General features: G+C 38.3%; 19 protein-coding genes. All 19 read left to right on the forward strand.

Annotated elements, in window-relative coordinates; genetic code table 11:
• Positions 1–30: 30 nt before the first annotated feature.
• The 19 genes from hemH to FH971_RS05620 all read left to right on the forward strand — a co-directional run bounded on the left by hemH (position 31) and on the right by FH971_RS05620 (position 21764).
• A complete protein-coding gene (gene hemH, locus FH971_RS05530; RefSeq protein WP_140233641.1) occupies positions 31–1044 on the forward strand; it encodes a ferrochelatase in 1014 nt (337 codons plus the stop codon).
• Between the two features lie 243 nt (positions 1045–1287).
• On the forward strand, positions 1288–1617 hold the full coding sequence (yciH, locus tag FH971_RS05535; protein WP_137222164.1) for a stress response translation initiation inhibitor YciH: 330 nt from the start codon (positions 1288–1290) through the stop codon (positions 1615–1617).
• Between the two features lie 33 nt (positions 1618–1650).
• Positions 1651–2211 carry a YqgE/AlgH family protein gene (locus FH971_RS05540; RefSeq protein ID WP_137222162.1) on the forward strand — a complete coding sequence of 187 codons (561 nt, stop codon included), beginning with the start codon at positions 1651–1653 and terminating at the stop codon, positions 2209–2211.
• Positions 2212–2349: 138 nt separating this feature from the next.
• Entirely contained in the window at positions 2350–2769 is a 420-nt protein-coding gene (gene ruvX, locus FH971_RS05545) for a Holliday junction resolvase RuvX (RefSeq protein WP_137222160.1), read from the forward strand.
• 469 nt (positions 2770–3238) lie between these two features.
• On the forward strand, positions 3239–4099 hold the full coding sequence (locus FH971_RS05550) for an HAD-IIB family hydrolase (RefSeq protein WP_140233642.1): 861 nt from the start codon (positions 3239–3241) through the stop codon (positions 4097–4099).
• A 1-nt stretch (position 4100) separates the two neighbouring features.
• On the forward strand, positions 4101–5321 hold the full coding sequence (locus FH971_RS05555; protein WP_137222156.1) for a glycosyltransferase family protein: 1221 nt from the start codon (positions 4101–4103) through the stop codon (positions 5319–5321).
• Positions 5322–5348: 27 nt separating this feature from the next.
• On the forward strand, positions 5349–7085 hold the full coding sequence (locus tag FH971_RS05560) for a sugar phosphorylase (RefSeq protein WP_140233643.1): 1737 nt from the start codon (positions 5349–5351) through the stop codon (positions 7083–7085).
• A 286-nt stretch (positions 7086–7371) separates the two neighbouring features.
• A complete protein-coding gene (locus FH971_RS05565; protein ID WP_140233644.1) occupies positions 7372–7929 on the forward strand; it encodes a DUF4136 domain-containing protein in 558 nt (185 codons plus the stop codon).
• A 398-nt stretch (positions 7930–8327) separates the two neighbouring features.
• Positions 8328–8840: a transcription/translation regulatory transformer protein RfaH gene (gene rfaH / locus FH971_RS05570; RefSeq protein ID WP_140233645.1), complete on the forward strand. Its 513-nt coding sequence runs from the start codon at positions 8328–8330 to the stop codon at positions 8838–8840.
• Between the two features lie 765 nt (positions 8841–9605).
• On the forward strand, positions 9606–12353 hold the full coding sequence (locus tag FH971_RS05575; RefSeq protein ID WP_140233646.1) for an SLBB domain-containing protein: 2748 nt from the start codon (positions 9606–9608) through the stop codon (positions 12351–12353).
• 130 nt (positions 12354–12483) lie between these two features.
• The gene (locus FH971_RS05580) at positions 12484–12840 is read left to right on the forward strand and encodes a four helix bundle protein (protein ID WP_140233647.1); all 357 of its coding nucleotides are present in this window, start codon (positions 12484–12486) and stop codon (positions 12838–12840) included.
• Positions 12841–13176: 336 nt separating this feature from the next.
• The gene (locus FH971_RS05585; protein WP_140233648.1) at positions 13177–14142 is read left to right on the forward strand and encodes a Wzz/FepE/Etk N-terminal domain-containing protein; all 966 of its coding nucleotides are present in this window, start codon (positions 13177–13179) and stop codon (positions 14140–14142) included.
• Between the two features lie 215 nt (positions 14143–14357).
• Positions 14358–15329: an FAD-binding oxidoreductase gene (locus tag FH971_RS05590; protein ID WP_140233649.1), complete on the forward strand. Its 972-nt coding sequence runs from the start codon at positions 14358–14360 to the stop codon at positions 15327–15329.
• A gap of 19 nt (positions 15330–15348) precedes the next feature.
• Positions 15349–16122 carry a glucose-1-phosphate cytidylyltransferase gene (rfbF, locus tag FH971_RS05595; protein ID WP_140233650.1) on the forward strand — a complete coding sequence of 258 codons (774 nt, stop codon included), beginning with the start codon at positions 15349–15351 and terminating at the stop codon, positions 16120–16122.
• 3 nt (positions 16123–16125) lie between these two features.
• Positions 16126–17205: a CDP-glucose 4,6-dehydratase gene (gene rfbG, locus FH971_RS05600; protein WP_140233651.1), complete on the forward strand. Its 1080-nt coding sequence runs from the start codon at positions 16126–16128 to the stop codon at positions 17203–17205.
• A 1-nt stretch (position 17206) separates the two neighbouring features.
• Positions 17207–18520, forward strand: a complete 1314-nt coding sequence (gene rfbH / locus FH971_RS05605) for a lipopolysaccharide biosynthesis protein RfbH (protein ID WP_140233652.1) — start codon at positions 17207–17209, stop codon at positions 18518–18520.
• Positions 18521–18557: 37 nt separating this feature from the next.
• Positions 18558–19382, forward strand: coding sequence for an NAD-dependent epimerase/dehydratase family protein (locus tag FH971_RS05610; RefSeq protein WP_140233653.1), 825 nt, complete (start codon positions 18558–18560; stop codon positions 19380–19382).
• Positions 19375–20823 (forward strand): oligosaccharide flippase family protein, encoded by a 1449-nt coding sequence (locus FH971_RS05615; RefSeq protein ID WP_140233654.1) that lies wholly within the window; start codon positions 19375–19377, stop codon positions 20821–20823. The genes FH971_RS05610 and FH971_RS05615 overlap by 8 nt, the downstream gene beginning before the upstream one ends.
• Entirely contained in the window at positions 20820–21764 is a 945-nt protein-coding gene (locus FH971_RS05620) for a glycosyltransferase family 2 protein (RefSeq protein WP_140233655.1), read from the forward strand. Before FH971_RS05615 ends, FH971_RS05620 begins: the two co-directional genes overlap by 4 nt.
• Positions 21765–21886: the final 122 nt, after the last annotated feature.

Here is a 21886-nt window from a genome sequence, read left to right on the forward strand (position 1 = left end):
TGAATCCATACCAATGACGGAGAAGATACTTTGGCTAGATTTTCAGGGCTAGATAAAGAAACCGGCCACAAAGCTCGTGGCAAAACTGGCATATTATTATTGAATCTAGGGACACCAGATGCGCCAACCAAATCGGCTGTTCGCACCTATTTAGCTGAGTTTTTGGCAGACCCGCGAGTGGTAGAAATTCCAAAATTAGTGTGGATGATTATTCTTCACGGCATTATTTTACGTACTCGCCCTGCTAAATCAGCAGCGCTGTATAAAGAAGTATGGACCGACGAAGGTTCTCCTTTACTGGCTATCAGCAAACGTCAACAAACAAACCTCGCTATGCTGCTGCAAGCACAAGGGCAAGATGCCAGTGTACATTTAGCGATGCGCTATGGTTCACCATCAGTGTCTAGCACGTTGCAAGATATGCATAAACAAGGCATAGACAACTTAGTTGTTTTACCTTTGTATCCGCAGTATGCCGCGCCGACAACCGCGTCTGCATTTGATGCGTTGGCCAAAGAACTAATGAAATGGCGTTATATTCCGGCTCTGCATTTTATCAATACTTATCATGACAACATTGACTATATTGATGCGCTTGCCGCGTCAATTCAAAAAGATTTTGACCAGCACGGTAAGCCACAAAAATTAGTGATCTCTTTTCATGGTATGCCAGAACGTAATTTACATTTAGGCGATCCTTATTACTGCTTCTGCATGAAAACGACTCGCTTGGTGGTAGAGAAATTAGGCTTTAGTGAAGACGACTACGTAGCAACATTCCAGTCTCGCTTTGGTAAGGCAAAATGGTTACAACCTTATACTGACGTCACAATAGGCAGCTTGCCAGAAAAGGGCATTACCGACATTGCCGTTATCTGCCCAGCATTTAGTGCAGATTGTCTCGAAACCTTAGAAGAAATTAAAGGTGAGAACCGCCTAGTGTTTGAACAAGCTGGTGGCAAAAACTTTAGATATATCGAATGTTTAAACGACAATGACGACCACATCAACATGATGGCAAATCTGGTAAAACCTTTTCTTTAAGTAATCTAGGCCGCTTCGCTGCTAGGCCGCTACGCTTCTAGAGCGGACTTTGTCCTGTTAGGGACAGCTTCGCTGATAAGATCCTAGGCTGCTACGCGGCTGGGCTGTTGATCTTATAGAGTCTAGCCGCGTAGCGTCCTCGAGGCCGCAGGCCGTTCTAGTCACTAGGCTTTTAGCTTTATCCTCGCCTCTGCTTTTATGATTTGTTAAACTCAAACAATGTTTTATTGCTAAAGAAATAATATGAGAATAGATCCCAATATCGCATTAGTTTACAGCACTGATAAAGGCCGTATTGATCAACCTAAACCACAAACCGAAATACCCACTGGTGACGGAATCGTGCGGATCCACAAAGATAGTAAAGGTCGAAAAGGCAAGGGCGTGAGTGTCATTAAAGGCCTAGCATTAGATGAAAAAGCCTTAAAAGAGCTCGCGCAGAAATTAAAGAAACAATGTGGTTGTGGTGGTACAGTGAAAGACTTCTGTATTGAAGTGCAAACCGACAATCGCGAACAAATAAAATCCATATTAGAAAAGTTGAATTTCACAGTGAAATTAGCGGGTGGATAATACAAAACGCTAAAGCACTCTTGAGGAGAGCATATGGATAATTTCAAAGACCACTTTTTAATTGCGATGCCATCATTAGATGACACATTTTTTGAACGTGCAGTGATATATATTTGTGAGCATGATAAAAAAGGTGCCATGGGATTAATGGTTAACCGTCCAATCGGCGTAGAGGTTGAAGATCTGCTTGAACAAATGGAGTTATATTTATCGCCAGAATTTTTGTTCTCCTTAGATAGCCAAGTACTCATCGGTGGCCCAGTGGCACCCGAACGAGGCTTTGTGTTGCACACTCCACAACCGCATTGGCTCAATAGCACCGAAATTAGTGAACACACTATGCTAACGTCTTCACGAGATATATTGGCGGCTATCGGTTCGAAAAAATCCCCTGAACATTTTATTGTAGCGCTTGGTTACGCAGGATGGGGTAAAGATCAACTTGAACAAGAAATTGCAGACAATACTTGGTTAACTATTAAAGCCACACCAGAGTTACTTTTCAGCGCTGATCACGAACAAATGTGGCAAGTGGCAACCCAACAACTCGGTTTTGATATATGGCAAATGTCCAGCCAAGTCGGTCATGCTTAAAAATAGGTTGTTTCGCTTCTAGGGCGGACTGCGTCCTGCTAAGATTTTATAGTATCTAGCCGCGAAGCGTCCTAGCAGCGCAGCGCTCTAGGCCGTTGCTTTTAAAGCGTCCTCTAAAGATTAAACAAAGAGATAAACATGCAACACCAAACCGTTTTAGGATTCGACTACGGCACCAAAAGTATTGGCGTCGCGATAGGTCAAGCCATTACTGCTAGTGCGACACCATTATTATCAATTAAAGCGGTTGATGGGATCCCTAATTGGGATGATATCGATAAATTATTAAAAGAATGGCAGCCAGATCTTGTGGTGGTGGGCTTACCGTTAAATATGGACGGAACCGAACAAGAAATGACTCAACGAGCTCGTAAATTTGCTAATCGAATTAATGGTCGTTTTGGTATCAAAATTGCCACTCAAGACGAACGATTAACAACAGCCGATGCCAAAGCTCGCTTATTTGAATTGGGAGGTTTTAAAGCCTTAACTAAAGGTCAAATTGATGCAGTGTCTGCGGTATTAATTATCGAAAGTTATTTTGAAAATCAATTTTAAGACTCTTCTCTGTCGTTACTAGGTTCCGTTTCGCTGCTCACTTGTTTAACAGGTAGAAGGCTGCGTTTCTAGGAACTGCATTGTCATAAGCTTTTATAGAATCTCGTCAAGTCGCTTTCTAGTATCAAGTTTTTGCTACTTCACCACTCTTTACTGTTTTTGTTTATTTATCGCACCAATATGGTGCGATCATTTGTTATCGTTGCACAATCCTCCACCTTTCGCACTAAAGTACTTTTTACTTGACGACTCAACGCCATTAAAATACTTTATACATATCAGTGTCTAAAGACTATTTGTACCATTAAGGTGCAAAGATTTTATGCTTGGCACATATCCTGAATCTATAATTACAAATTTAAAGCGCATAATAAGTGAGAAGTGTTGATTTGACGCACTAACTGTAAGCGAAGCGTTTGTTCTTTCGCATTGTACGCTTTTACTCCGGGTTGATTAAAAGGGCCATGATATGACAACACGACCACTTATCTTCACTGACATAGATGGAACCTTACTTGATCATTTTGACTATAGCTTTAGTCATGCAATTGAAGTGATTGAAGCTCTTAATGAGCGCCAGATACCGATTATTGCCAATACCAGTAAAACCTTTGCAGAAATGACAAAGTTACAACAGACCGTTGGCTTTAACTCACCGTTTATTTCAGAAAATGGTGCCGTGATTTATATTCCGATTGGCTACTTTGCGCAACAGCCAGAAGATACATTTACCCAGGGATATTATTGGGTCAAAGAATTTAGCCAACCACGAGAATATTGGCTTAAACTGTTAAATGAACAAGCCCAAGCATTCAAGAATGATTTTGTTGGTTTCTCATCTTTGTCGGTTGAAGAGCTATGTGAACTCACCGATTTATCCCCCGACAATGCCAAGCTTGCACTTGTTAGACATTATGCAGAACCATTGCTCTGGAAAGGAGATGAAACCAGTAAACAAGCGTTTATAAAGTTGATGACCAGTGTTGGTGCACATACTTTGCAGGGCGGACGTTTTTTACATGTCGGCGGTGATACAGATAAAGGCAAAGCGATGAAATGGCTAGCCGATGTGTATACCAAACAATATGGCACTCCCGTAACCACTGTTGCTCTTGGAGACAGTGGTAATGATAATGCCATGCTCGAAGCCGCTGACATTGCCATACAAATTAAATCACCGACTCATGAATTTCCTACATTAACGACCAACAAAAAAACCATCAAAAGTACTGAATATGGCCCTAAAGGCTGGGCAGAATGTATTAATAAAACGTTACTGTCGTCATCCGTAGAATCACAGAACAACCCACTATCATCAGAAGGGGCGTAACATGGCCGATTTTTATCAAAATGGCATTGTCACTACAATGCATAATTTAACCAGACGTACCCACGAAGAGCTTGAGCAAGATTTAGTTAAGTTTTCAAAAACACGACCTTTAGGGTTAATTTTGCCGTCGTTATATTCAGAGTTAGAAGGCGACGCACTTAAAGATATCGTCAGCAAATTGAAAGAAGTGCCTTATTTAGACGAAATTGTCATCGGACTAGATAGAGCAGATCTTGAACAGTACAAACATGCGCTCAGTTTCTTTGGCGAATTACCGCAACATCATCGAATTTTGTGGAACGATGGCCCACGTTTACAAGCGTTGGATGCAAAACTCCAAGCGTTAGGCTTAGCCCCCAAAGAACTGGGTAAGGGACGAAACGTTTGGTATTGCATGGGCTATATATTGGCTTCTGGTAAAACTGAATCAGTAGCACTGCATGATTGCGATATCGTAACCTATGAAAAATCATTACTCGCCCGTTTACTGTATCCGGTAGCTAATCCACAGTTTAATTATGAATTCAGTAAAGGCTTTTACGCACGTATTTCTAATGGCAAAATTAATGGTCGAGTGTCACGCCTGTTAGTGACCCCCTTGATTAAAGCACTTAAAAAAGTCGTTGGTTATAACGAATACTTAGAGTATATGGACAGTTTTCGTTATCCATTAGCAGGTGAGTTTTCATTCAGACGAGATGTTCTTAACGACTTACGTATCCCAAGTGACTGGGGATTAGAAATCGGTGTATTGTCAGAAATGCAGCGTAACTATGCCCATAATCGTATCTGTCAGGTGGATATTGCCGACAATTACGACCATAAACATCAAGACTTATCTTTAGATAACGAAGATGCTGGTTTATCTAAAATGTCGATTGATATTACTAAAGCATTCTTTCGTAAATTAGCGACTCAAGGTAATACCTTTAGCACCGAATCGTTCCGAACCCTCAAGGCGACTTATTACCGTATTGCCTTAGATTATGTTGAAACCTATCATAACGATGCATTAATGAACGGATTAACCACTGACATTCATTTAGAAGAAAAAGCGGTCGAAATGTTTGCGCAAAATATAGTCACAGCAGGGCAACGCTTTTTAGATAATCCAATGGAAACCCCATTTATGCCAACTTGGAGCCGTGTGGTAAGCGCTATGCCTGACGTACTTGAACAACTAAAAGCTGCAGTTGAAGCTGATAATGCCGAGTTTAGTTAGCCTCAAAATCGATCTAAAGGACACCTTATGTCAGTAATGGACGGCTTGCAGCAAAAGCTGCAGCAACAACTTAGCAGTATTTACAATGATGTCGATCCTGACATAAGCACCACAGCATTAGCTGATCAACTCATCGAAATCATGCGGATCACTGAATATTGCCAAGTACCAGAACCTTTTGCAAATCATTGGTCTGAGAAAGACATTGTTATGATCACTTATGGTGATAGCGTGATCCAACAAGGTGAACGACCACTTACCACGCTAGCACAATTTATCGACAGCTATTTAAGTTGCATCAATGCAGTGCATATTTTGCCCTTCTTCCCTTATAGTTCAGATGACGGATTTGCCGTGATCGACTACTCAAGCGTTAACGAAGGGCTTGGTTCGTGGGCAGACATCAGTGCAATAGCGAGTAAAAAACGATTAATGTCTGATTTAGTGATTAATCATTGTTCCAGTCGGAGTTTATGGTTTCAGAATTTCTGTAAAGGTGAAGGGCTCGGACATGACTACTTCTTTACGGCGGATCCTAATGATGACTTAAGTGCGGTTGTACGCCCCAGAACCTCATCACTTCTGCGGCCAACAGAAACACCTACCGGAACTCAATATGTATGGTGCACCTTTAGTCATGACCAGGTAGATTTTGATTTTCGTAATCCGCAGGTATTAATCGAAATTGTCCGCATTATTCGTCAATATTTAGATGCTGGCGTGAGTATTTTTCGCCTCGATGCAGTGGCTTTTTTATGGAAAATAGTGGGCACTAAGTCAATTAATTTACCACAAACCCATAGTGTCATTCGCTTGTTACGAACACTCATCGAACATAGCCAGCAAGATGCCATTATCATTACCGAAACCAATATACCCAATACCCAAAATTTAACTTATTTTGGTAATGCTAACGAAGCACACTGTATCTATAACTTTTCGCTGCCACCATTGTTGATTAACAGCCTCATTACCGGCAGTTGTTTGTACTTAAAGCGTTGGCTTATGAGTATGCCGCCTGCACAAGATGGCACCACCTACTTTAATTTTATCGCGTCTCACGATGGCGTTGGCTTAAGACCAGTCGAAGGTTTATTAGACGAAGAGGAAATCACCACCCTAGTCGACACGATGAAACAATTTGGCGGTCAAATATCATCAAGAACCACAGAAGAGGGTGAACAAAAACCTTACGAAATGAACATCGCTTTATTTGATGCGCTTCAAGGCACCACTAAAGGCAAAGACCAATGGGGTATGCAACGTTTTGTGTGCGCTCATACCATTATGTTAGCGCTTGAGGGTATTCCAGGTATTTATATTCATAGCTTGCTGGGCACTCGCAACGACTATGAAAAGTTGGCAAACACATCACATAACCGTGCGATTAACCGCCATCGTTGGGAGTTAGAAGAATTAGCCCTGCAACTTAATGATACCAGCAGTGACCATAACCAAGTGTTAACAGCACTCACTGGTTTAATTAATATTCGAACTCAGCAAATTGCATTTCATCCCAATGCAACCCAGTTCACTTTGCATTTGGGTCTACAATTATTTGGCTTTTGGCGTCAAAGTCGTAATCGAAAACAAAGTATCTTTTGTATTAGCAACATATCAGATCAAGTTACCGACTTACCCATTAACGAGCTTAACCTTATTATTGCAGAAAACTGGGTCGATCTATTAACTGGAGAACCCATCGAAGACACCACCCAAACCATGCAACTACAACCCTATCAAACTGTTTGGATTAGCAACTAGTGCGCTACGCTGCTAGGTTCTAGGAGCTCGCAGGCTCACTAGAGAGCTGACTACGTCCGGCTAGGACAGCTTCGCAGCTAAGATAGACTCGCGTATGGCTAGGCTGTTGATTTTATAGCATCTAGCCGCGCAGCGTCCTAGCAGCGAAGCGTTCTAGGCTGTTCGCTTATCACCGCGCGTTATCGATATTTCCGTTTGTTATCGCTTTTATAAAATCTTGTTAACTTGACAATGTCTTTGCTCTCTATAAGCTAATAAATATTAATATATTGCTTTTGGGACCAATATGAAAAAATTACTTATTATCGCGACAGTCTTAATGCTGAGCGCATGCAGTACCTTAAAATCATCTTCAGACTTCGATCCATCGGTATCATTTGACCAATATAAAACCTATTCATGGGTAGTGAACAAAAATGACGTTGCAGGTTATCATTTAGACGGACTGATGGACCAACGTGTTCGCGCTGCTATTGAAAGTCAATTGAGTCAAAAAGGGTTCACTAAAACAGATAAGAAAGACGCAGATTTATTGGTTAATTACATCACTAAAGTTGACAAAAAAATCAATATAGATACCTTTAACACTCACTACGGCTATAACCCATATTATGGTCCTCGTTGGGGATGGGGTGGCAGTCTTCAAACCGAAACGACTGTGCGTGAATACGATGTAGGCACATTAATGGTTGATCTCGTTGACAACAAAACCAGTAAGTTAGTCTGGCGTGGTACTGTTGCAGACACAGTGCGTGAACAAAATACTCCAGAAGAACGCATTCAAAAAATCAATAATGCAATTAGCACCGTCATGATGGATTACCCACCAAAGCCAACTAAGTAGCCTTTAATACAAATCAAGCCTCGATTATCGAGGCTTTTTGCTGCCTTCTAGGTGACTTACGTGTCAAAGTAAACTTTTCAGTTTTCATGATTAACTGAGTGATCTATTTCTTTAGTCTAAAGAGCATAACTCAATACAATCTGGTATCAGTAAGGTTCAAACCGAGCTGAGCACATAAAGGTGTTGATGTCGGTAAGATGACTACTCACCTGAAGCGACTAAATAAGTACTCGTTTATCGACTTTATATAGTAGCTGGAAACAGGTTGAACGCTGTATTTATGGGCATTCAGAGCTAAAAAACCATTCAAATTGGTTGGTATTTTTGTTAATATCCCTAGCCGTGAATGGGATGTCACTTGCTCAGGCTGATGAGCAAATATAAACAAGCGAGTCATAATGAAATCTTGGTATTTACTGTATTGCAAACCACGTCATGAAGTTCGTGCTCAGCAAAACTTGGCTTTGCAAGACGTCGAGAGTTATTTACCGATGATCACCCAGCTAAAAACCGTACGTAATAAAAAGCAAATGGTGACTTCACCTTTGTTTCCTAGTTACCTGTTTATCTATTTTGATCCTCAAATTATTAGCGTAAGCAAAATCCACAATACCCGTGGAGCGAACCGTATAGTGGGTTGTAGAGAAGATATGACTCCCATCGACGACAGAATTATTTCAGCACTTAAAATTCGCATCCAAGAATATGTGCCACAAGAAGAAAAATCGTTAACAAAAGGTGACAAAGTTAAATTTGTCGATGGCCCTTTTAAAGACCTAGAGGCCATATTCGATGAGAATAACCCAGACAAACGCTGCCATGTGTTATTTAACATCATGGGGCAACAGAAGCGCATTTTAGTCGATTTGACTAATTTACAAGCGATATCTAAAAGTGACCAAGTAACGTAAATGGCCAATAAAGCAGAGAATAACGATATTCTTTGTAGGAGATCGACCATCCGTAAAATATCTGTTGATCGTTTAAAGCACTATTTCAAACCGAATTGGTGAGATTTTCATCACTTAAGTTGTATTTTTATTGTTTTGTCACATGCATGAAACGTTTATGCTTTTTTACTCAAGCATTAACGTGGATTTTTAAGTATAATTTCGCGCTTACTTGATGGTGGTTATGTATTTGTGACCATTAAAAACAACAATTTCGCACTGCGAAGGGCATTTTGGAAGCCGTAATCTATGGGCGGTAGCGTGCCTGAAAGGCAAAAGACAGAACAGTTTCTGTCTTTTAGTGAACGCCGAAGGGCGTCTCGCCCGCCACGCGGGTCGGTAGCGTGCCTGTTAATAATTGTCAGGAACAATTATTAACAGCTTTAGCTGGCCCATAGGGGAAAATACAGGACGTATTTTGTAAAGGCTTCGAATGAAAAGTTTCATTCGTAAAGTGAACGCCGAAAGTGATTGTCAGGAACAATCACTAACAGCTTTAGCTGGCTCGAAGAGAGAAGTACAGGATGTACTGAATCAGGGCGACGCCACGCGGGTCGGTAGCGTGCCTGAAATAGGGCGCTTCGGTGCTAGGACGACCTTCGGTCTGCTAGGGCGCTTCGCTTCTAGAACCCTAAAACCTAGAAGGACGTAGTCCGCCCTCTGGCGAGCCTGCGAGTTCCTAGAATCTATAACCTTCTTATAAAAAAATAATATTGGAGATACCTGGTGCTACATAAAACCAAAAATACATTAATAGCGGGCTTATCTGCCTTTATTATTTTAACCACACAAGTGCACGCCGTTACTCCAACCCCGCAAATGATCGAGCAGTTTAAACAATTGCCTCAAGCAGAACAGGAAAGACTTGCGCGTCAGTATGGTATAGACCCTTCAATGTTATCAGGCAGTGCCAATAGCTCTGTTAACGTAACAAACCCGAATGTTGTTGAACCTCGTCAAAATCAATTAAATGAACAACCAGAAACAGTTAAAAAGAACGAGTTTGATTTCAAACAAGACAGTGATACAGAAGAGCTAAAACGTTTTGGTTATGAAATGTTCGAAGGCGAACCTACTACGTTTGCTCCAGTAACAGACGTTCCTGTACCAAGTGATTATATGGTTGGCCCTGGAGACGTGATTAAAGTTCAGTTATATGGCAAAGAAAGCAACGAATACAGTTTAACCATTAATCGTGATGGCACTATTCAAATACCCGATTTAGGTCCTGTTTCGGTTGTAGGATTAAATTTTTCTGACTTACGTCAAGAATTGACTAAGCGTATAAAGCAACAAATGATTGGTATTGAATCAAATATCAGTATGGGCGAATTGCGTTCTATACGCATTTTTATCGCTGGAGATGCTTATAAGCCAGGGTCATATACTGTTTCAAGTTTATCTACCATCACTCAAGCACTCTTCGTGGCTGGTGGGGTCAATGAAATCGGTAGCTTACGAAATGTGCAAGTTAAGCGTAAGGGTAAGTTAGTTGGCTCATTTGATCTATACGACTTATTACTTCGAGGTGACGCCTCTGGCGACATTAACCTTCGTTCAGGTGACGTAGTCTTTATTCCGTCAATCGGTGGGTTAGTCAGTGTGGCGGGTGAAGTTAGACGCCCAGCTATTTATGAATTGAAAAAGAATGAAACAATTGCCAACGTCATCAACATGGCAGCAGGCCTTAAACAAGGTGCTTATCCAAAAAATAGCAGTATCGAACGCTATAATGATAACGGTTTAAAAACCATTGTTAATGTCGATTTAACGTCTAATAAAGGCAACAACACGTTAGCAAAAGCTGGGGATTATATTCGGGTTAAAAGTGCATCAAATCAATATGAAGATGCAATTACTGTCCTTGGTGCAGTTGTACGCCCAGGGAAATATCAATGGAAGCAACAACGAATTAGCGATTTATTACCGTCTATTTGGGGTGATTTATTACTTTCTGCGGATTTAGACTATGGTTTGATTATTCGTGAAATAAATAATCACGGTGACATTGAAACGTTACAGTTTGCGCCAGGTGAAGCCATTACGTCACCAAGGTCAATCCAGAATTTAGCATTGCAACCTCGTGATAAGGTAGTGATATTTAATTATAATGACGATACACAAAATCGTTTTGAGTTGAATGCATTAGTTAGAAAACGTGTTAGTAAAGTTGAATCACTTAAAGGTGACTCACTACTAGATGCAGACTTATTTAAAGCGGGATTCGAAACCTTAGATAATACCGTCACTAAAAAATATACCAATCAAATTGCTGGCGTAGCTTTAGCGGGTGCTGCATTGAATAAAGACCAATTAGCAGAAGAAACCTTAGTCGGTGATGAAGTTGCTAAGATGTTGTCTAATTTGTTTGAAGACCGCGACTTAATCAAACTCAGTTATGTTATGTCGCGAAAAGAATTACTGTACCCAATTGTTTCAAAATTAACTCAACAAGGTAGTGCACAACAAGGCATTAAAATTGTCGCCATTGCAGGTAAAGTTCGTCACCCAGGTATTTACCCATTAACGAATTTTGCAAAAGTAACAGATTTACTCAAAGCCGCTGGTGGGCTTTTAGAAGGTGCCTACACAGAGCGCGCTGAACTCACTCGCACACATACTACATCTGCAATATCCGATATCATCCATAAGCAAATTAACCTCCATGCTGTTATTAATGGCAATCAACAAGATAATATTGAATTGGAAGGTCGCGATATGGTGACGATTCTGACTACGCCAGAATGGCAGGAAAGAAAAGTCATCGAAATTAAAGGCGAAGTTAAATTCCCTGGTACCTATAACATCAGACGCGGTGAACAATTATCCGATGTAATCGCCAGAGCGGGTGGATATACTGAATACGCTTATCCTCAAGCAGCCGTTTTTGTGCGTGAATCAGTGCGAATGCAAGAAGAGTTAGAGATTAAAAAACTAGCAGACCAACTACGCCGTGATCTTGCTACCCGCGGAGTGTCAACAGATAGTAAAGCAACTAATTATAGCGAAACACAGTTGATGCTTGCAGATTTAGAAAATATCAAAGCAGTCGGCCGATTAGTAGTCGATCTTAATGCCATTAAGTTAGGCATTGCAGAGGCAGACCTTCAGCTTGAAGACAATGATGTGCTCTATGTACCTACCATTAAACAAACCGTAGCGGTAATGGGCGAAGTTCAGCATCCTTCAACGCAACGATATAAACAAGGATTAACACTAGACGATTATTTATTAATGTCAGGTGGTCCGAGAGAGCGCGGTGATGAAGATAGAGTGTATGTCATTAAGGCTGATGGTTCGGTAATGATGCCAACCACAAACATTTGGTTCAATACCGATTCACAAATTTCGGCTGGCGACACTGTTATTGTGCCTCTCGATACAGAGTACAAAGATAACTTAACGCTTTGGTCGCAAGTTACTCAGATTATTTATAATACTGCTGTAGCATTTGCTGCTGTATCAGGGATCTAATAACTGGAGGTTCTAGAAACTCGCAGGCTCGCCAAAGGGCGGACTACGTCCTTACGGCTTTTGGGTTAATCGTCCAGCGTAAACCGAATTAGTTAAACTCAGATTGTTTCTATATCAACCAAGGATGGTTATGAAATTTCAAAAACTTGAAGTGTGGCAGTTGAGCTATCAACTTTCACGATCAATATATATAGAGACTAAAGAGTTACGAGATTTTGGGTTTAAAGATCAAATTACTCGTTCTGGCCTCTCCGTTCCTTCAAATATTGCTGAAGGAATAGAACGTCAGGGCACAAAAGAACAAATACAGTTTCTGTATATTGCTAAAGCATCACTAGCAGAGTCCATGACACAGGCAATGATAGGGAAAGATATAGGCTACCTTGATTCAAATTTTGTTGACGATTTACTCGTTAAATCAGAAAAAATAGCGGCAATGATTGCTGGATTAATCAAATCGATTAAAAAGCGCAACCTGGAGCGTTAAATAAAGCGTGCAGTAGTCTGTGGTCATTACCCGTAAGCGAAGCGTTCAGTAGGAAGCTTGCGACCGTTCCGAACACCGTACACTGTTCACCGTCAGCAAAGCGTTCCGTAAGGAAGCTTGCGACCGTTCCGAACACCGTACACTGTTCACCGTCAGTAAAACGTTCCGTAAGGAAGCTTGCGACCGTTCCGAACACCGTATACTGTTCACCGTCAGCAAAGCGTTCCGAAATCTGTAATCGATTTTCTGTAACCCGTAAGCGAAGCGTTCAGTAAGGAAGCTTGCGACCGTTCCGTAAACCGTACTCGAAACTTAAAACAAAGAGACAAACGTTAAATGTCCAATGAAATAAACCAATATAAACAAGATCACCAATTTCCACAGGTTTCGGCTAGTGACGACGAAATTGACCTTCGTGAGTTATTTTCGGTGATCTGGCAAGGCAAGTGGTTAATTATTGCAATCACGTTTATTTTCGCTGTAGCCTCAGTTGTATTTGCGATTAATCAGCCAAATATCTATAAGTCAGAAGCCTTGTTAGCACCGGCTGATTCAGAGCAAGGTGGTGGCGGTTTAGCGGCACTTGCTGGGCAGTTTGGTGGTTTAGCAAGCATGGCAGGTATCAACTTGGGTGCTGGTGGTGTAGATAAAACACAAATGGCAATAGAAGTGATGAAGTCACGCCAATTTACCAGTAACTTTATCCAAAAACATAATATTTTACCTGACTTAATGGCTGCTAAAAAATGGAATATGGCTGATAACTCAATTAGCTACGATGACGAAATATATAATTCGGTTGAAAGCAAATGGTTGCGCGAAGTAAAACTGCCATACAAATCTGAACCGTCAATGCAAGAAGCCTATAAAGTATTCAGTAAAATCATTGCCATTAACGCAGCAAAAGACACTGGTATGGTAACCGTTTCTGTCGAACATCTTTCACCAACTGTAGCTCATCAATGGGTTAATTGGTTAGTGCAAGATATTAATAAAGAAATGAAAGACCGCGATGTTGCTGAAGCAACTCGCAGTACAATATTTTTGAAATCTCAAATTCAACAAACAAAGATTGCAGACATTCGCTCAATTTTATACAAACTTATCGAAGAGCAAGCGAAAACAATTATGTTTGCCGAAGTACGCGATGAGTACGTATTTAAAACAATTGATCCAGCGTTAATACCAGAAGAGAAATCAAAGCCTAAACGAGCGTTAATCTGTGTGTTAGGCACCATGCTAGGTGGCATGTTAGGTGTCATGTTTGTATTAATTAGGTATTTTGTTAGAAAAGAGAATTAAGACTCTTTGCTTTATAGTTATTAGCAGCGAAGCGCTCTAGCAATCTAGGCTCAACTCTTTATTTACCTATTGGGACTGTTTTCAAGAAAACAGCGAAACCTGAGTTGTATGCGGGTTAGCGAAGATTGACGTGTCTCAAAATGGATTAAATGTGTCTCATCATCCTAATTATTAGTGAGTGTAGATGTTGAAAATATTCAACATTAGTTAAAAATATGACTTATAAAATTGAAATCATGCCATCAGGTATATCATTTGAAAGTGAATCTAATATTTTAGATGATGCAATAGCTCAGAATATTTACCTAGAGTATAGCTGTAAAAGTGGTGACTGTGGTGTTTGTTCTGCTGATGTTTTATCTGGTGTTGTTATTAATGAAAATGGTAAAGCTGTGTCATCGGGTAAAGTTCTAACATGCAAATCGAGAGCAGAAACAAATATAACACTAAAGGCGAATTACTTTCCTGAGCTGTCAAATATTAAGCAACAAACAATTCCATGCAAGGTTTCGAGTGTTACTTATACAACAGATGATATTGTTATTTTAACTTTTAGATTCCCGCCTTCGCTTCTGTTTGAATATCTTCCTGGTCAATATATAGATTTAAGTTTTAATGGGATTAAGCGTAGTTATTCTATCGCAAATGCTAATGTTACAGGGAAGGGAATCGAATTACATATACGTAAAGTACCAAATGGAAAAATGTCAACACAGATTTTTGGTCAAGTGAAAGTAAATCAGTTAATGCGTATGGAAGGGCCTAAAGGAACATTCTTTGTACGGGATAATATTAAACCGCTTATATTACTTGCTACAGGTACTGGTATTGCACCTATCAAAGCGATAGTTGAAAATTTAGTTCATTCTGGGGATGAAAGAGAAATTAATATTTATTGGGGGATGCAATATAAAGGCGAACTTTATTGCACAGAGCTTTTTGCGTTAGCAAAAGCCTATAAACATATAAATGTCACCCCAGTGCTATCACGTGAAGAAACCTATATAGGTTGTAAAGGCTATGTGCAAGACATAGTCTGTGACACCTTCGATTCGTTAATTAAATACGAAGTATATGCATGCGGTTCTCTTAGCATGATTAATGATGCAGCTAAAAAATTCAAAGAAAGGCAGTTACCATCGGATTCTTTCCATTCTGATGCATTTACTCCCGCAAAACAGATTTAATCTAGGAGATAAAATAAAAATGAAAGCAGTTATTTTAGCCGGAGGCTTAGGGACACGCTTAAGTGAAGAAACCTCATTAAAGCCCAAACCAATGGTTGATATTGGTGGCAAACCCATTCTGTGGCACATCATGAAAATGTATTCAGCACATGGTATTAATGATTTCATTATCTGCTGTGGTTATAAGGGGTACGTTATCAAAGAGTACTTTGCCAATTACTTTTTGCATATGTCAGATGTCACCTTTGATATGAACGAAAACGAAATGAAAGTTCATCATAAACGAGCTGAACCATGGACTGTGACTTTAGTTGATACTGGTGATGACTCCATGACAGGTGGGCGTTTAGGTCGTGTTGGTGATTATCTAAAAGATGAAAAAGAATTCTGTTTTACATATGGTGATGGTGTTTCAGATGTAAACATTACTAAAAGTATTGCTTTTCATCGAAGTCATGGAAAAAAAGCAACTTTAACAGCAACATTCCCACCAGGACGTTTTGGTGCATTAGACATTACAGCTGGGAAAGTTAATAGTTTTCAAGAGAAGCCCCGTGGTGACGGAGCTATGATAAATGGTGGTTTCTTCGTCTTATCTCCTGAAGTGCTGAAACTTATTGATGGTGATAGTTGCACTTGGGAACAAGAACCTTTGAAGGCATTAGCTGAAGATAACGAATTAATGGCCTTTGAGCATCATGGTTTTTGGCAACCAATGGATACATTGCGTGATAAAGTTCATCTAGAAAATCTTTGGGATTCCGGCAAAGCACCTTGGAAAATTTGGGAGTAAACGATGAATCCAAATTTTTGGAAAGGTAAAAAGGTCTTTATGACTGGTCATACTGGCTTTAAAGGTAGTTGGCTTTCGTTGTGGTTACAGGAAATGGGCGCAGTAGTTAAAGGATACGCATTAGCAGCGCCGACAACACCAAGCTTATTTGAAGAAGCTAATGTTGCAGAGGAAATGGTATCTGAAGAAGGTGATATTCGTGATTTTTTACACCTTAGAGAAAGCATTCAAAACTTTAAACCTGAAATCGTTTTCCATATGGCAGCCCAGCCATTGGTGCGCCAATCCTATGATGACCCAATAGAAACGTATTCTACTAACGTAATGGGTACCGTTTACTTACTAGAAGCGATTAGACAAGTTGGTTGTGTTAAGGCTGTTGTTAATATAACCAGCGATAAATGCTACGAAAACAGAGAGTGGGTTTGGGGTTACCGTGAAGACGAAGCTATGGGCGGATATGATCCATACAGTAACAGCAAAGGCTGTGCCGAATTAGTCGCATCATCATATAGACAATCATTTTTTAATGCAGACAAATATCATCTTCATGGTTGTGCCCTTGCATCCGTTCGAGCAGGTAATGTAATCGGTGGTGGTGATTGGGCGGCAGACCGACTTATTCCTGATATGTTACAAGCTTTTTCCGCAAAAAAAACGGTAGAAATACGTAGTCCACATGCTATTCGCCCTTGGCAGCATGTACTAGAACCGTTATCTGGATATATCACTGTGGCTGAACATTTATTTGAGCACGGCCCTGAATTTGCTCAGGGATGGAATTTTGGCCCAAGAGATGAAGATGCCCAACCTGTTCAGTGGCTTGTTGAAAAGTTAGCTCAACAATGGGGTGGAAATGCCAGTTGGTATTTATCTGATGGTGAACATCCTCATGAAGCGCATTACCTAAAATTGGATTGTTCCAAAGCCAAAATGAAATTGAATTGGCAACCAATATGGGGACTTGAAGAAACTTTAGATCGTATTGTTAAGTGGCAGAAAGCCTGGCTTGCCGGCGAAAATATAAAACAACATACAATTTTTGAAATTAGAGAATACATTGCAGCAAGAGTGGGAAAATAAAATGTCAAAAGAATTAATTAGAAAACAAATAGCAGACTTAGTAGACCAATATGCTGCAATAGAATATGCACCAAAAATATTCATAGCGGGTGAAACCGTCGTACCACCATCAGGTAAAGTGTTAGGTGCAAATGAGCTTAAAATGATGGTCGAAGCCTCGTTGGATGGATGGTTAACTACTGGCCGTTTCAATGATGCATTTGAAAAGCGACTAGGTGAATACCTTGGTGTACCATATGTATTAACCACTACGTCGGGTTCATCGGCTAATTTGTTGGCATTGACGGCGTTAACTTCACCAACGTTGGGCGAGCGCCAATTAAAGCCAGGTGATGAGGTTATTACTGTTGCTGCTGGTTTCCCTACAACCGTTAATCCTACAATCCAGAATGGTTTAGTGCCGGTTTTTGTTGATGTTGACATTCCAACCTACCAAATCAAGCCAGATATGATTGAAGCAGCTGTAACTGACAAAACAAAAGCTATCATGGTGGCGCATACATTAGGTAATGTATTTGATTTAACTGAAGCACGCCGCGTTGCTGATAAATATAACCTTTGGTTAATTGAAGATTGTTGTGATGCCCTCGGTTCAACTTATGACGGTAAGATGGTTGGCCAATTTGGTGATATAGCCACCGTCAGTTTTTACCCGGCTCATCATATCACCATGGGTGAAGGTGGTGCGGTATTTACCAAAAACAAAGAACTTCGAAAGTTAATTGAATCATTCCGTGATTGGGGCCGTGATTGTTATTGTGCTCCAGGATGTGATGACACTTGTGGTAAACGTTTTGACCAGCAGTTAGGCACTTTGCCGCAGGGATATGATCATAAATATACCTATTCTCATCTTGGTTACAATCTGAAAATCACTGATATGCAGGCAGCTTGTGGACTTGCACAGATGGACAGTGTTGAAAAATTTGTTGAACAACGCAAAGCGAACTTTGTTTACCTTAAAGATGGGTTAGCTAGTTGCGAAGAGTTTATTATTCTTCCAGAGGCTACTGAAAAATCTGACCCATCATGGTTTGGCTTTCCTATAACGATTAAACCAGATAGTGGCATCGCCCGTGTTGACTTATTGAAGTTTATGGATCAATTCAAAATAGGTACACGTTTATTATTTGCTGGTAATTTAACACGTCAACCATATTTTGAAAATGTTGAGTATCGTGTTGTAGGTGAATTAACAAATACAGATATTATTATGAACCATACCTTCTGGATCGGTGTTTACCCAGGCTTATCTAAGCAACACTTGGATTTCATTATTCAGAAATTTGAAGAATTTTTTGGTTTAAGTTTTTAATAAAAAAAAGGGGCGTTAGCCCTTTTAAGACTCGGTTATGAACATATTAATTTATGGTGCAACAGGTTATATTGGAAATAAGCTTGTCGAATATTTGATGGCACAAGGTTACTGTATAGGTAATGTCAGTAGGCGTATATCACCTATTGCTGGTGTAAATAATTATTTATTCGATGATGATGTTGAAATTATACTATCTAAATTTAAGCCTCATAAAATTATTTACATGTCTGCTTGCTTTGATAATAATAACATAGCAAGTATTATTGATATAAATGTTAAAAAACCACTGGAGATATTAAAAGTACTTGAAATTAATAGTGATATTGAATTTATTTATATTGGTAGTTATTGGCAATTCGGAAATATTGATAATAAAAATATAGCAATAGATTTATATTCCGCATCAAAAAAAGCAATTGTACCATTTTTGGATTTTTACAATACTTACACGAAAGTATTGTGTAAAGAGATTGTATTATATGGAACTTATGGCGAAAGTGATGGCCGAGGAAAACTTTTAGATTACTTAATAACAATGTCAAATAAATGTCAAAAAGTCGCTTTAACGGAAGGCTTGCAAGAGTTAAACCTTGTTAATGTTGATGATATTTGCGTTAATATCGAAAAAATAATGCAAATTACAAAAAAAAATAAATTTCAGATTCTATCAGATTCATCTTATACTCCAAGGGAGTTAGTTGAGATTATCCGTAAGTACCAACCAATTGAAGTTAGTTTTGGTGAATTAGATTATAGGTCCGTAGAACTGATGACATTGTGGATGAATTCAAATTATACGCAGATTTATACGGAAGATAATATTGAAAGTTACATCAAAGCTAAGTTAACAAATGTCTAAATTATTAACAAACTCGTTTATATATACGGTTTTAGCTATTTTTGAGAAGGGCCTCGTATTTTTTATGATGCCTATTTATACCGCTTACCTGTCACCAGCTGATTTTGGTTCATATAGCTTAGTACTCGCTATAAATGCATTTCTTATTTTGTTGTATACTTTTTCTTTAGAAAATGGACTTGGGAAATTTTATTATGATTTCAAAGCTGATGAGGAAAAAGTTAGAGAGCTATTTGGCACAATATTTACAACAGTATTATTAATATCATTTATATTCACTCTGTTATTCTATTTTTTTTATAACGATTTGTTTAATGTCTTTTCTAATAATGATGATTTGCATCACAACTTAAAAATTGGACTTGCTTGTATTGCATTTTATCCAGCTTATTCAATATTAAAACGCATGTATCAAGTAAAACAAGAATCAAAAAAGTTTGGTTTTCTTAGTTTTCTGTATACATTGTTGCTTATAATGATGAATCTTGTATGTATTATACTTTTAAATTTAAAGTCAGAGGGTTTGTTGTTTGGGTTACTATTTACAAATATAGTTTTTTTTAGTTATTCAATTTTTAATTTTTATAAGAGTAATGGTTTTTATTATAATTTTGAAATATTAAAAACAGTATTAAAATACTCACTACCGTTATTTCCACATAGCGTATCGAATATTGTAACGACTATGTGTGATAGGATATTTGTAGGTTATTTTCTTACCTTAACAGCTGTAGGATTGTATTCAGTAGCAAGCCAAATTAGTATGATTTTTAGTGTATTAATAGGATCATTTACTATGGCATATGGCCCCTTTTTTTTTGAAAAGATGAAAGGGTCAGCAACCGATAAAACGGAAATAATAAAAATCGCACATACTGTAGTACCTATTTTTTGTTTATTTGGCATTGGTTTTAGCCTTTTTTCGAAAGAGATTGTAATGCTAATGGCTACAGATGCATATCTTGAAGCATATAATTACGCAATGATATTAATATTTGTTTTTGTATTTCAATCTGTATATATATTTACTGCTGGGCCTTTATTGATAAATTCGACAACTAGATATGCTGCTATAAGTATATTCGCTGCATTATTAAATATATTTTTAAATTATATTCTCATACCTATCTATGGTATCTATGGTGCGGCGGTAGCGACATTAATACAGAAAATTATTGCTGTTATTTTATATAGTTATTTAGGGTACAAATCAACAGATAAATTAGAATTTAATTTTCGATATTTAATTTTGTTGCCCGTTTTATCTTTTGTTATTGTGTTTACCCTATCGCCTTTATTAAATCAACAGGCTTTATATATAAGTATATCCGCTAAGGTTTTAATTATATTGTTTTGCACCGTTATACTGTTGTTGACTAATAGCTATATCTATATATTCTCAAAAAAGTTTTACTTTAATATAAGAAAAAAAATAAAATGAAAAAATTAATTTCTATATGTATTCCAACATATAATCGCTGCGCTAAAGTAAAACTTGCAATTGAATCTGCTTTAAGTGTAAAAAGTGAATTAATAGACATCATTGTTATGGATAATTACTCCCCTGATAATACTTGGTCTGAGATAAATAAATTAGATGATAGTCGCTTAAAGGTTTTTAGACAGGGAAAAAATATAGGTTTTTGTGGGAACTTATTAGATGTGGTATCAAAAGCTGAAACTGATTTTGTTTTTTTACTCAGTGATGACGATTTAATTAACCCTAAGTATGTTGAAAAAATTATTGAAGAGGGCCTGCTAGATTCTTGTGCTACAGGTATAATATATGGCAGTATTTTTAATACCCATAAGAATAAATTTTATTCTGAGTATTCAAATTCACTTTATAACCGTCTAAGTGGTATTTCCGAGGTTGCAGTTAAACATTCATACATGTCTGGTATGATCTTAAATAAAAAATATATAGATATGAAATTATTATATCAACTGTATCAGTGTGAAGATAAACTAATGTATCCTCATGAAGTTATGGTGCTTTCAATTTTACAACAAAATAAGGACATTATCACGATATCAGACATATGTTGCTATCAGGGTGTCCCTGGGTTTTCTCATATTATAGATGAAACAGTATATTATTATTATACTGAAAGAGTCTATTTAATAAAGCAATATATTAGAATAACAAATTATATATATGAGGAAGGAGTTGAAAGGGATACAATCAAAAAAAATATAGCACATTTAGCAACTGTTATTTTATTAAATTCGTCACCATTGATTTGGGGCAAAGGACATAAAAAGATTATTCATAGGTTAAAATACTATATTGCTATTAATTCTATTCGTAAAATGTCTTTTAAATTTAATTTAAATATAATAAGAGTACTTATTCTGAAAGTGTTAAACTTGCGATTTTAATATTTTAATATTTTAATGTCTTAATTAAACTGAATTGTAAACCCCAACCACTATTATAGATGTTGTTTGTAAAATGGTTTTTGTGAATAGACCAGTTTCCTAGATTAATGTAAAATATTTTT

Origin of the sequence: Shewanella polaris, assembly GCF_006385555.1 — a bacterium.
In the GTDB taxonomy this organism is placed as follows: Bacteria; Pseudomonadota; Gammaproteobacteria; order Enterobacterales; family Shewanellaceae; genus Shewanella; species Shewanella polaris.